This is a genomic window from Amycolatopsis sp. WGS_07 (assembly GCF_045278895.1).
Classification (GTDB): Bacteria; Actinomycetota; Actinomycetes; order Mycobacteriales; family Pseudonocardiaceae; genus Amycolatopsis.
The window spans coordinates 4,373,266-4,385,704 of sequence record NZ_CP136053.1 but is presented as its reverse complement, the minus strand read 5'-3'; the positions used below and the strand labels follow the sequence as shown (position 1 = coordinate 4,385,704).

Annotated in this window: 11 protein-coding genes; 4 read left to right on the top strand and 7 right to left on the bottom strand. The window is 67.3% G+C overall.

Annotated elements, in window-relative coordinates; translation table 11 throughout:
* Positions 1-11: 11 nt before the first annotated feature.
* Complete coding sequence (locus RPX00_RS21005) at positions 12-917, bottom strand: aldo/keto reductase (protein WP_406641685.1); 906 nt, start codon at positions 915-917, stop codon at positions 12-14.
* Entirely contained in the window at positions 914-2,788 is a 1,875-nt protein-coding gene (locus tag RPX00_RS21000) for a hypothetical protein (RefSeq protein WP_406641684.1), read from the bottom strand. Before RPX00_RS21000 ends, RPX00_RS21005 begins: the two co-directional genes overlap by 4 nt.
* Before the next feature lie 27 nt (positions 2,789-2,815).
* Between RPX00_RS21000 and RPX00_RS20995 the strand changes: the two genes are divergently transcribed.
* The 3 genes from RPX00_RS20995 to RPX00_RS20985 all read left to right on the top strand — a co-directional run bounded on the left by RPX00_RS20995 (position 2,816) and on the right by RPX00_RS20985 (position 5,527).
* Entirely contained in the window at positions 2,816-3,634 is an 819-nt protein-coding gene (locus RPX00_RS20995) for an amidohydrolase family protein (RefSeq protein WP_406641682.1), read from the top strand.
* 82 nt (positions 3,635-3,716) lie between these two features.
* Positions 3,717-4,697, top strand: coding sequence for an acetylxylan esterase (locus RPX00_RS20990; RefSeq protein ID WP_406641680.1), 981 nt, complete (start codon positions 3,717-3,719; stop codon positions 4,695-4,697).
* A 77-nt stretch (positions 4,698-4,774) separates the two neighbouring features.
* A complete protein-coding gene (locus RPX00_RS20985) occupies positions 4,775-5,527 on the top strand; it encodes a GntR family transcriptional regulator (RefSeq protein WP_406641678.1) in 753 nt (250 codons plus the stop codon).
* 779 nt (positions 5,528-6,306) lie between these two features.
* Here RPX00_RS20985 and RPX00_RS20980 read toward each other — a convergent pair.
* Positions 6,307-6,747 (bottom strand): MarR family winged helix-turn-helix transcriptional regulator, encoded by a 441-nt coding sequence (locus tag RPX00_RS20980; RefSeq protein WP_406641677.1) that lies wholly within the window; start codon positions 6,745-6,747, stop codon positions 6,307-6,309.
* A 77-nt stretch (positions 6,748-6,824) separates the two neighbouring features.
* Here RPX00_RS20980 and RPX00_RS20975 point away from each other — a divergent pair, with 77 nt between their 5' ends.
* Positions 6,825-7,217 (top strand): nuclear transport factor 2 family protein, encoded by a 393-nt coding sequence (locus RPX00_RS20975; RefSeq protein ID WP_406641675.1) that lies wholly within the window; start codon positions 6,825-6,827, stop codon positions 7,215-7,217.
* A 47-nt stretch (positions 7,218-7,264) separates the two neighbouring features.
* Here RPX00_RS20975 and RPX00_RS20970 read toward each other — a convergent pair whose 3' ends face one another.
* The 4 genes from RPX00_RS20970 to RPX00_RS20955 are packed head-to-tail and all read right to left on the bottom strand — an operon-like array spanning position 7,265 to position 12,302.
* Positions 7,265-9,208: a right-handed parallel beta-helix repeat-containing protein gene (locus RPX00_RS20970; protein ID WP_406641673.1), complete on the bottom strand. Its 1,944-nt coding sequence runs from the start codon at positions 9,206-9,208 to the stop codon at positions 7,265-7,267.
* A gap of 30 nt (positions 9,209-9,238) precedes the next feature.
* Complete coding sequence (locus RPX00_RS20965; protein WP_406641671.1) at positions 9,239-10,117, bottom strand: carbohydrate ABC transporter permease; 879 nt, start codon at positions 10,115-10,117, stop codon at positions 9,239-9,241.
* A gap of 11 nt (positions 10,118-10,128) precedes the next feature.
* Positions 10,129-11,079, bottom strand: a complete 951-nt coding sequence (locus RPX00_RS20960; RefSeq protein ID WP_406641668.1) for a carbohydrate ABC transporter permease — start codon at positions 11,077-11,079, stop codon at positions 10,129-10,131.
* Positions 11,058-12,302: an ABC transporter substrate-binding protein gene (locus RPX00_RS20955; RefSeq protein WP_406641666.1), complete on the bottom strand. Its 1,245-nt coding sequence runs from the start codon at positions 12,300-12,302 to the stop codon at positions 11,058-11,060. The genes RPX00_RS20960 and RPX00_RS20955 overlap by 22 nt, the downstream gene beginning before the upstream one ends.
* Positions 12,303-12,439 lie beyond the last annotated feature (137 nt).

The following is a 12,439-nucleotide window of genomic DNA, read 5'->3' as shown; positions in this document are numbered from 1 at the left end:
CAGTACTCGGGTCAGGCTGGCAGCAATTCCGGCGGTACAAAACCCTCAGTGGCGAGCCGTTCCCACAACTCATCCGGTATCGGTACGCGAAAGTCCGACGCGTTACGCGTGACCTCGGCGGCGGATCGGCAGCCGACGACCACCGACCGCACCGCGGGGTGCAGGAACGGGAATTGGATCGCGGCCGCGGTGAGCGGCACGTCGAATTCCGCGCACAGCTCCGCACAGCGCCGAGCCCGGGCCAGCGGTTCGGCGGGCACGGGACGGTAGTTGAACATCGCCGCCACGTTCGGGTCCGCCAGCAGGCCGGTGTTGAACACACCGCCAACGACCACCTCGGTGCCGCGTTCGGCGCACAGTGGCAGCAATGTCCGCAGGGCGTCGTGGTCGAGCAGGGAGAAACGGCCGGCGATGAGCACTACGTCCACTTCGTACTCGGCGACGTACGCGGCCAGCTTCTCGGCATGGTTCATGCCGAAACCGATGGCGCGGACCAAACCCTCGTCACGGAGCTTTCGTACGGCTGGGTACGCCGAAGCGCGGACTTCATCAGGGAATTCGTCCGGGTCGTGCAGATAGAGAATGTCCACTGAGGACCTACGCAGCCGGGCGAGGCTGGATTCCAGGGATTCCCGGATTCCGCGTTCGGTCCACACGGGTTCGACCTTGGCTCCGGGACGCAGTAGCCAGCCGGTTTTGGTGGATAGGACGGGCTGAGCGATTCCAGCGCCGGGAAGGAGGCGGCCGAGTCGTTCTTCCGCTTGTCCGTGGCCATAGCGCGGCGCGGTGTCGAAGTAGGTGATCCCGGCGTCGGCGGCGGCGCGGATGGTCGCTGCGGCGTCCTCTTCGGACACTTCCTCGAACAGCCCGCCCAGCGGCGCGGTGCCGATGCCGAGGCGGGGCAGGTCGACGTTCACTGTTCGTTCTCCCAGGGTGCGCGCATGGTCGGCTTCTCGGCCCGCAAGGTCATCGACAAGGTCAGCTGGATCGCGCTCGACGGGGGCAGTTCCACGCGTAGGTATCGGCCGTTGATCGGAAGGGGTTGGCCGTCGGCTTGTACAGATTCCAGCCGGTGTTCGGCGAAGGTGCCGGACTGCAGAATGAGATTCCGCGTAGTGGCACCGAGATTCACCAGGTCGACGACGGTGTGGTCGGCCGCGATGTCGGACACCAGCGCGGCGACGTCCTCCGGCAGGCCAGCGCGACGCAGATCCGCGTCGAAGTACCTCAAATGCAGCTGCGCCAGGCCGCCGTTGTACAGAATCTGCGGCGATCCGGTCGTCAGCTGCAGCAATGCCTCGGTGACGACCGGGTTGTGGTCCTGCCAGTGGTGGATGTCCAGCGCGCTGGGGACAGGCGACTGGTCCTGTTCGATGGCGGCCAGCTTCGCCGCGCTGCTGTCCAGCGCGCTGCGCAGCATCCGTTCCGGGAACTCCGGGTTACGGCCGTGCAGATATTCGAACCACGGTTCCTCGTGCCCGGCCTCGTCCTTCAGCCGTTGCGTGTGGACGGTCGTCCAGTCCCAAGTAGACTCCGCGCGCAACCGTTCGATCCGCTCGAAGTCCGCGGGGTCACGGCTGAACTGCCACAGTGAAACGGGCAGCTGGGTCGGCATGATGTTGTAGTCGAACCAACCGGAATCGTCGTGCCGTTGCGGCACCATCAGGGTCGGGCCGCCGTCCAGCTCGCGCAGATGTGGTTGCCAGCGCTTCTTCAGCGTGCCCATTTGCGAGCCGGTGCGCGGTTCCGCTTGCTTCAGTACAGCGTCTTGCGGGTTGCGGGCCAAGTCTAAAAAGGACTCATCGCCGGTCAGGAGTACGGCGTTCATCGCCGCGACCAGCGTGGCGGTCCCGACGGGGTTGAGGCCGTGCGGCCACGCCCAGCCGTAGTGCCCGCCGTACCACCGGCCGTCCAGGTGTTCGCCGACCTCGCCGTGCAAACCCGCGTTGTCCGGCAGCACTTCGCGGCCAGCCAACCGTTCGCGCCACACACCGACGTATTCCGCGACCCAGTCCGCGTAACGCTGTTCGCCGGTCAGCAGAAACGCGGTAGTGACGAGGCTGGTGACGGCCAGGTTCACGACAACGTCGCCGCGCCCCATCCGCTCCCACATCTCACGGCCGTACGCGCGGGCTTTCTCCGGGTCTTTGAGGTCGTCGAACTCCGTGCTGCCCAGCCAATCCAGCGGGAGGCCATACGGGCGCAGTGCCTCGCTCCACGGGAAGTACTCCTCGTGGTCGCTGAATCCCCACCGCGGGCCTGCCGCGCCGGTGTGCGGGGCGCGGATCACGCGGTGTTCGGCGGAGTAGTTCGGCCCGCCGGGCAGGTACAGGTCGGCGAACCGGACGGCCAGGTCGCGCAGCTCGGCGTCATCCGGGCGCGCCAGGCACAGCGCGTAGTAGAGCAGCAGGCCTTCGCCCTGGTGGAACCAGTCATAGCCGCGTTCAATGCCGTCGACGACCATGCCCATTTCCGCCAGTTGCGCGGTCACGCCGCGCCAATGCCGGTGCGCGGCGTCGAGCACCTCCGTGCTGCCGCCGAGCAGGTACAGCGTCGGCCAGTTGAAGAACGGTTCGTAGAAGTCGTCGACGCCGTCGCGGTCGTCGTGGCCCTCGCCGAGCTTGTCCCGGAAGACCAGCCGGCCGTCGCTTTCGGTGTAGCGCGCGGAAAACACCGGCCACGCCCGGTCCAGCGCGGCGAACAGCTCCCGCTCCAGCCGCGCCCATTCCGGCGCCGCCGCCAGCTCGCGACCGGCCCGCACCCCAGGCACGTCCTGCACCGCCGCCACCCGCTCTCTATTGCTGATCGATAACCGATGGCTATCATCGAGACCGGGATTCCCCGTGTCAATACTCCCGGAGGCCGCGAGATGTTCGACTGCCACGCGCACCTGTGGGACCCGGCCGCCGGGTTTCCCTGGATCAAGCCCGGATCGCCGCACTACCGCGCGTTCGGCCCCGACGACCTGGCCGCCGCCGGACCGGGGCTCCGCGGAACTGTGCTGGTGGAAGCGTCGCGCGGGGACGCTGGCGAGACACTCGCGCTGCGTGATTTACGGCGTCGCCGACCGGAACTGGTCGCGGGATACGTCGGGAACCTGCACGTCTACGCGGCCGACGCGTTCCGCGCGCTGCTGGCCGAACCGGAACCGCCGAACGGCATGCGGATCGGCGGCGCGGACTGGGCCACCACCCCGGCCGAAGCCCGCGCGCTCGTGCCGATGCTGGCCGACGCGGGGCTGGTCCTCGAACTCAACCTCCACCGGCACGCCCTGCGCACCGCAGCCGAAGCGGCGGTCGAACACCCGACGTTGACTGTCGTCGTCGATCACCTCGGAAACCCTGCTGACCTGCGTGAATGGCGACAGGAACTCCAGGACGCGGCGACCGTGCCGAACGTGACCGTGAAGCTGTCCGGCCTGCTGACCCAGCCGCACGGCACTCCGGCGATCGCCCGGGAGGTGCTCGACACCGTCGGCGCGGACCGGTGCGTCGTCGGCTCGGACTGGCCGATCTGCCTGCCCCGCGGCTCCCGCGCGGACTCGCTGGCCCGCGCGACCGACGCCCTCGCCCCGGAAGAACGGGACGAAGTCCTGGTCGGCACGCCCCGCCGGGTCTACCGGCTGGCTGGTTGACAACGTTCCCGCGCGACTGGTTCGATTCAATGATCGATAGGCGATGGTTGACCGTCGCCCCGGGAGCCTGGAGATCCGACGCATGGCCTTCTTCGACCTGCCCCTCGACGAACTGGAGCGCTACCTGCCGACGCTCCCCGAACCGGCCGACTTCGACGAGTTCTGGGCGAAAACCCTCGCCGAGCAGCGGGCCGCCGACGTCGAGGCGACCTTCGAGCCGACGCCGAACGGCCTCGCGACGATCGACACCTTCGACGTCACCTTCCGCGGCTACGGCGGCGCCCCGATCCGCGGCTGGCTGCAACTCCCGGTCACGCGCACCGGCCCGCTGCCCGCGGTCGTGGAATACCTCGGATACGGCAGCGGCCGCGGGGTGCCGCACGAGAAGACGTTGTGGGCCAGCGCCGGGTACGCGCACTTCATCATGGACACCCGCGGCCAGGGCGCGGAAACGCCCGACCCCGACCCGTCGACCGGCGACATCGCCGCCCCGGGCTTCCTCACCCGCGGCATCCTCGACCCGCACCGCCACTTCTACCGCCGGGTCTACACCGACGCCGTCCGCGCGGTCGACGCGGTGCGCACGCATCCGGAGGTCGACCCGGCGCGCGTCGTGGTGACCGGCACCAGCCAGGGCGGCGGGATCGCGCTGGCCGCGGCCGGCCTCGTGCCGGACCTCGTCGCGGCGATGCCCGACGTGCCGTTCCTGTGCCATTTCCCGCGCGCCACCACGATCACCGACAAACCGCCGTACGTCGAGGTGCAGCAGTTCGTGAAGCTGCGCCGGCAGCACGCGGAAACGGTGAACCGCACGCTCGCCTATCTCGACGGCGCGAGCCACGCCCGGCGAGCGAACGCGCCCGCGCTGTTTTCCACCGCGTTAATGGATCACATTTGCCCGCCCTCGACGGTGTTCGCCGCGTTCAATCACTACGGCGCGCTGAACGGGCTCGCGCCGGAACGCAAGAGCATCCGCAGCTATCCGTTCAACGACCACGAAGGCGGCGCGGCCCCGCACGAAACGGTGAAACTGGCCTGGCTGGCCGGACTGCTCGGAACTTGACCCGGTCCATCGATACCTGTTAGGCGATCCCGCCTATCATGGCAGGACGGTTCCGGCAGCCGCACGATGGGAATCTCATGGCACCGACACGGCAAACCGACAACGCACCAGCGGGTTTCGCCTCCACGCTGGCCACGAACAAGGACCAGTTCCGCAATCCGCTGATCTCCGACCGGGTGTACGCGCTGCTGCGCCAGGCCATCGTCGACGGCGAACTCGAGCCGAACGAACGCGTCGTCGAATCGGAAATCGCGCGGCGGCTCGGGGTGAGCCAGGCCCCGGTCCGCGAGGCGGTCAAACAGCTCGCCCGCGAAGGCCTGCTGACGCACATCCCCCGGCGCGGCAATTTCGTCGTCGAGATCTCCGAACAGGACGCCGAACACGCCCGGCAGGTCCGCGAACCGCTCGAACGGCTCGCCGCGCGGCTGGCCGCCGAGCACATCACCGACGAGCACCTGGCGGCGCTGGACGAACTCGTCGAGGACATGCACCGCGCGGTGGCGCTCAACGACGTCGGCAAATTCCGCGACGCCGACATCGCGTTCCACACGCTGGTCAGCCAGATTCCCGGGAACCCGTTCCTCACCCGGATGTGGGAGGTGCTGGAGCCGAGCCTGCGCGCGCTGCGGGCGATCGCGGACCCGCTGTTCGACGGCGATTGGCACGCGATGGCGGACGAGCACAGCCGGCTGGTGTCGCTGCTGCGCGAGCGGGACGGGGAGGCCGCGGCGGAGGCGTTCGCGGCGCATGCCGCGGGGCAGTCGCCGGTGCCGGATCCGCGGGCGCAGAAGAAGCGGGCTGCTCGCGGGGGTGCTGGGCGGAAGAAGTGAGGGGTTGTGCCGGTTCTGACCGGGGTGGCCGCTCACGACTGGCCCCGGTGGGCGCCGGGCTGGCTGGCGGGTGCGTTGCGGTGGGGCCGGTGCGGCGGGGTCGGTGCGGCGCTGCAGGGCCGCCCCGGTGCGGTGGGCCTGGTGCGGTGTGGCAGGGCCGATGCAGTGCGGTGGCGCTGGTGCGTTGCGGCGGGGCCGGTGCAGTGCGGCGGGGCTGGTGCGGCGCTGCAGGGCCGCTCCGGTGCGGTGGGGCGGTGGCTGGGTGAGCGGGCGGGTGCGGCTGGTCCGGTAGCGCCCCAATGTGGCATTGGGTGCATGCGACGCACCGAACGCCACATTGGGTGCGTCTGACGCACCCAATGTGGCATTGGGGTCGGTCGCGCGGGGCAGGTTGCGGGCGGTTTCGGCGGCGAGGTGGTTGCGGGGCGTTCGGAGAAGCGGGTTCGGCCGTGTTCGGATCCGCTGAGTTCGCGCGCCGCTCCACCGTTCGAGGGTCAGCCGCGTTCGTGCGTCCGCCGATCGAAACCGGCCGCATTCACCGCCCGTCGGTTCACGCATCCCTCCGGCGTTCGGGGGCCAGCCGTGTTCGCGCCCCGCCAGCGCACCTCTGGGCCGCTCGAAGGCTAGCTGCGTTCACGGCCCGCCGCGCTCGTGCATCCCTCCGCCATGCGAGAGGCTCCCGCATCCACGGCCCGCCGAGGCCGCGCGCCACCCCACTGCTCAAGAGTCAGCCGCATCCACGGCCCGCCGAGGCCGCGCACCGCGTCGCCGCTCAAGGATCAGCTGCGTTCGTGGTCGGCCAGCACTCGTCCCAGCAGCCCTACCAGCGTCGCCCGCTCTTCCGCCGACAAAGCGCCCAGCAGTTCGTCCTGCACCCCGTCCAGGACCTTATCCATCCGGCGCAGCTGGCGGGCCCCTGGCTTCGTCAGGTGCACGATGTTGCGCCGCCCGTGGTCTGGGTCGGGGGTGCGTTCCGCGTAGCCCAGTTCGGACAGCTGGTTGACCGCCGCCACGACGTCGCTGCGGTCTACTCGGCAGCGGCGGCCCAGGTCGGCCTGGCTGGCTGGGCCGAACTCGTCCAGGGCGGCCAGGATCCGGTAGTGGTATCCGCGCGCGCCGGCCTCCGCGAAGCCGTCTGACACCAGCCGGCGGGCGTGCACGGTCAGCTGGGTGAGCAGCCAGCTCGGCTTTTCCTTCAGGCGGCGCGGGATCTCGTCCATGCGGATCAGCCTAGCAGTGTTGGCGCGACCAACATGCTTCCGCTAGTGTTGGTCGCACCAACATAGGAGGACCAACCATGCCGACCATTGACCGTCTTGAGGTCGCGGACCTGTTCGCCCGGCTGGCGCGGATGCTGGACGAGCGACGGCACGACGAGATCGACCGCGTTTACCACCCGGATATCGCGGTTCATTCACCGCGCGGAGAGTTGCGCGGGCTGGGCGAGGTGACCGAGTTTCTCACCCAGGAGCGCGACGAACTCGTCCAGCACGTGCACGGCGACATCCTCGTCGACCTCGACGGCGACCGGGCCACGGCGACTGCCAATCAGCTCGTCTACTTCTACCGTGATGGCCAGCCGCCTCATCGTCGCACTGGATTGCGGGTGGCGACTGCGGCGGTCAAAACGCCGGACGGCTGGCGGTTCATCGAGATGAGCATCAGTCCGGCGTGGATTCAGGAAGGCTGAAGAAAACGGCGCCCGGACCGTTCCGCACAGTCCGGGCGCCGTCGGCATTATCGGGTCGCGCCAGCTGTCCACTTAGGAGCACCGTACTGGTACGCGCCCAGGCTTGGCGTCGGGTCGGTGGAGCCGTCGTTGATGCCGGGTAGCGGGATTGCCGCGTTGCGGGCTGGGGAGTCCGCGGCCAATCGGTAGTCGTGGTTCGCCGCGTCTACGAACTTCGGGTCGGTGCCTGCGGGGAGGTTGTTCGAGATCAGCATTCCGCCGTCCGTCGCGCCATCCAGGCCGACGATCTCGCCGATGTTGTTGTACAGCTTGGTTCCGGTCGACTGGCCCGGTCCCTTGACGTAGAACAACGTCGCCCCGCCGGTGTTGTTGTAGACGAGGTTGTTGCGCGAACCGGAACCGAGGCCGTTGAGCATTACGGTTTTCTCTAGGTTGTTCCAGCCTACGTTGTTCGCGATGGTGAGGTTGCTCTGGCCGTTGTCTGCGTAGATTCCGGCTACGGCGAACGGGTTCACGCCGGGGGTCGGAGTGCCGTCGTGCAGGACGTTGTGGTCGATCGACGTTTGCAACATGTCGGAGGCACAACAGGTGTAAATCGCCGCGGTGTCCAGGCTGAGCCGGGCGTACTGGGAAATGTCGTTGTACGCGATACGGTCCGGCCCGGGTGTCGTGCCGGTTGCGACGTCCCATTGCAGGTTGATGCCGCTCCGGCCAACGCGGTAAATCGTGTTGTGCTGCACGGTTTGGCTGTTGCCTGCGACGGCGATGCCTGCCGCGTAAGTGCCGAGATAGTCAGCGTCGTGGATTACGTTGTTGGAGGCGGTATTGTGCTGGCCGCGCAAGGCAATCGCGTTTCCCGCGCTGTAGGCCAGGTTGCTGTTGATGACCTGGTTGTTCGTCCCGTTGATGACGAGACCGGTGTCGGCAACGCCGCGAGTCACGGTGGAGCCGCAGTCTGTCGCGCCCTGGGTGATGTCGGTGTAGTGCGAAAGATAATGGGCATTGATCTTGTCCAGCACCACATTCGTGCTGGACGAACCGGTCTGCACCGAAGCGCCGAACAGGGTGAGGCCGGTCAGGTTGGTGTAGCTGGTATTAGTGAGATCGAAGGCGAGTTTGCGTCGTTTGGCCTCGATGTTGTGCGTGGCTGGGTTGTCCGTGCTGTAAACGTAGAGTCGTTTGGCGGAGGGGTCGTAGAACCACTCCCCTGGGTTCGCCAGTTCGCCGATTTTGCCGGACAGCGAGTATCGCGTGTCTTTCGGCACGACCTTGTGGACGCACGGCGGAGCGGCGGCCAACGTCACCGAGCCGACTGCGGAACTGGTCACTGTGGACGTTGCCGACACGTACCAGTATCCGGTCAGCGCGCGGGCGCCGTTCCAGTATCCGGCGGGGCGGGTCATTGCGGGGTCGACGATGGTGGCGTCCGCGCTGCCCGCGCCCGCGTAGGCCAGCTTCGGTGTTACCAGGTCCAGACCAGGATAGGGCCATTGTGCTTCGACGCCCATGGTTCCGTCGGTGAACACTTGCACGGTGGTCACATCGGTGCCGAGATCCGCTGGGGCGCTGTAGACATTTCCTGCCGAAACAGCCTGGCTGAATGGCGAGTTCGCGGCGAACGGGTCCTTCTGCGCGATCGCCGCGACGTCGGTGGCGGACACTTTGGCCCAGCCGCGCACTGGTTCCGCACCGCTCAGTGTCACCTTCTCGCCGGGTGCGGTGCGGTAGGTGATCGGCTTTCCGGCGCTACCGGAATTGGCTGGCTTCACCGTTTCCCGATAGGTGCCGCCGGCGATGACGCAGGTGTCACCGGCCACCATTACGTCGGCACAGCGTTGAACGTGCTGGAACGCCGCGTCCGGGGCTTGCCCGTTCGCGGTGTCGTGGCCGGTGGTGGCCACGTAAAACGTGCGTCCGGCCGCTGAAGCGGCGGGGGCGACGGCTAGCGTCGTGACGAATGCGGCCGCCAGGACCGCGACCTTCCTCAGCACTGCATTGTCCTTACTCCTTATGAGAGAGACTCAGCCCTTCACGGCCCCGACGGTGAGGCCGCTGATGATGTGCCGTTGCATGTAAATGAAGAAGATGATCACCGGGGCGACCGCGAGCAGCAGGTTCGGGAACACCTTCGTCAGGTCGGTCGAATACTGGCTGATCCCGGCGTAGATCGCGGTGGTCACGGTGTAGTGGCCGGAACCGGGGCTCAGCAGGATCTGCGGGCTGACGAAGTCGTTCCAGATGCCGATCGAATTCAGGATCAGCACGGTGACCACGGCGGGCCGCATGAGCGGGAAAATGATCATCCAGAACGTCCGATACCGGCCCGCGCCGTCGATCGTCGCGGCGTGGTCGATGTCGACCGGAATGGTGCGGATGAAGCCAACGAATAGGAAAATGCTCACCGGCAGCGTCGAGGCGACGTCGTGGGCGATCAGGCCGGTCACGGTGTTCGCCAGCCCGACCGAACGCAGCACGTAGATCACCGGGATCACCAGCGCCGCACCCGGAATGAACGTGCCCGCCAGGAAATACAGCAGCAGCAACTGCGTGCGTTTCTTCATGCTGCGCGCGATCACGTACGCCGCGGGCCCGGCGAGCGCGATGCAGAAGATGTCCACCATGACGACGAGGAACAGCGTGAATCCGTAGCCCTGCAGGACATTGAAGTCCGGGCTCGTCGCCGCGGCCTTGATGAAATCGAAGGTGAAATTCCCGACCGGCAGCCCGAACGGGTTGTCGACGATGTCTTCCTGCGGTTTGAAACTGTTGACCAGCAACAGGTAAACCGGCACCACCATCACCACGAGGAGCCCGGCGAGCAGCACGAACCGGACGACACCGCCCTCGCGATCCGAGACCCGCCTCGCCGGGGCAGGCCGCAGTTCCGTCTGTACCACCACTGCTTGTCCCCTTATCCGGCCGCGGCCTGGTCTTGCCGGTTGCGCAGCGCCGTCACCAGCAGCGCGAGCGCGGCCGAGACCACCATCAGGAACACGGCTTGCGCGGTCGCGTAGCCGATTTTGGTGCCCTCGAACGATTTGGCGAGGATGAGATAGCCGTACGTCTGGGTCGATCCGGCCGGCCCGCCGCCGGTGAGGCTTACGACGAGGTCGTAAGCGCGGATCAGGCCGACCAGGTTCAGCACGGTCGCGACGGTGACCACCGGCGCGATCATCGGGATCACGATCCGCCGGTTGATCTGCCCCTTCGACGCGCCGTCGATCGCCGCCGCCTCGAGCAGTTCCGCCGGGACCGTCTGCAGCGCGGCGACGAACAGCACCACGTTGAACCCGAATCCGGCCCACACGATGACCCAGATCAACGCGATCAGCGCGAGCTTCTCGTCGAAGAGAAAACCGATCGGGCCGAGCCCGAATTTCTGCAGCGTGCTGTTGATCGCCCCGTTGGTGCCGAGGATCGCCGCCCACAGATAACCGAGGATCAGCGCGCTGATCACGTGCGGGTAATAGGCCAGCGCGCGGAAGAAAGAGTTCCATTTGGACCGGCCGCGCAACGCCAGCGCGTACACCAGCCCGCCGCCGACCATCAGCACCGTGCCCGCCACCGAGATGATGCCGGTGACGTACCACGCGTGGCCGGACGCCGGATCGGAGAACAGCTTCGCGTAGTTCTTCAGCCCGACGAACACCGCCTTGGAAAAGCCGTTCCAGTCGGTGAAGCTGAGATAAATCGCCACGCCGACCGGAACGACGGTGAGCACGGTGTACAGCAGCACCGCCGGGCCGCTCATGCCCAGCGAAACGGCGGCCGCGCGGAGCCGGACGCCGCGCGGCCGGGTGTTCCGCCGCGGCGGCGCGGGCGGGGCCGCGACCGGCTTCGTCAGCTCTGCGAGTTCCACCACTTGTCCAACCCCTCCGCGACCTGCTGCGCCGACGAACCGGTGTACAAGGACTGCACCTGGGTGTTCAGTTCGGTGGTGTAGCCGTCGATCGGCTGCCGTTCGCCCGCCTTCACGTGCACCGACGGCGCGGCTTCGAGGATCTGCTGCACCTGCTTGCCGAGACTCGACATCTCGTAGGTGAAGCCCTTGCGCAGGTTGCCGTCCGCGGCGAGCTGGCTGCGCACGGCTTCCTTGTCGGTGACCAGCCAGCGCACCAGCTCGGTCGCCTCCTGCGGATGCGGCGAGGCCGCGGCGACCACGTAGGGATCCGCGACATTGCCGAACTGGCCGGACGGGTACGCGCCGTCGGTCGGCATGCTGAACACGCCGATCTCGTCGCTCTTCTTCGCCTTGTCCGCGGCGGGAACGAAGTACGAGCCCATGATGTACATCGCCGACTTTCCGGCGAGGAACGCGGCCTGTCCATCGGTGTAGGTGAGGCCGAGCGCGCTCTTCTGGAGATAGCCCTGCTGGATCCAGCTCTGGTAGCGCTGCAAATAATTCACATAGCCGCTGCCGGCGAAGCTGACCTTCTTGTCCGTGCGTTTCACTGTCCACTCCGGATCGGCGGTGAGCACGCCCGCGTCGGCCATCATGGAGAACTGCGACCCCGGCACCCATTGCCCCGCAGTCTGCAGCGGCTGGTAGCCCGCCGCCTTAAGCTTGCCCATCGCCTCGGTGAACTGGTCGAGAGTCTTGATCGCCGCCGGATCGACCCCGGCCTTCGCGAACGCGGCCTTGTTGTAGAACACCAGCGACTGGATCTGCTCGCCGACGCCGACCAGGTAGCGCTTGCCCTCGATCTCGTGCTGCTGCGCGAGCGGGGTGTCCTTCGTCCACTCCTGGTCGCTGAGATCGGTGAACAGCTGCGCGTTCTCCTTGGTGGGGATGATCTGCTGGGCGATGTCCGGCGGATCGCCCGCGGCGAGGTCCTGGTTGAGCTTCGCGCCCGCCGAGATCGTCCCGGTCAGCTCCAGCTTCACGTGCACGCCCGGATGCTTCTGCTCGTACTGGGCGAACAGGCCCTTCCAGTACTCCTGGGTGAGGTTCGGGGTGATGTTGACGATCACCCGCAGCGTCGTCTCCCCGGACGCGTCCGACGAGCCGCCGGCGCACGCCGCGCTCGAACCCAGCACGATCGTCGCCGCAACGGCAGCGGTGCCTCGGCGCCAGTGTTTTCTCATGTCAGCCACACGCTCCATTGCGTCATCACGAGTAATCGATAGTCGAGATGAAACCACGCGGTCCGGACGGGGTCAATAACGAATCGGAAGCGAAACGCCTGTGCCACAACGGAAATCGCACCCATGAACGCACAGGG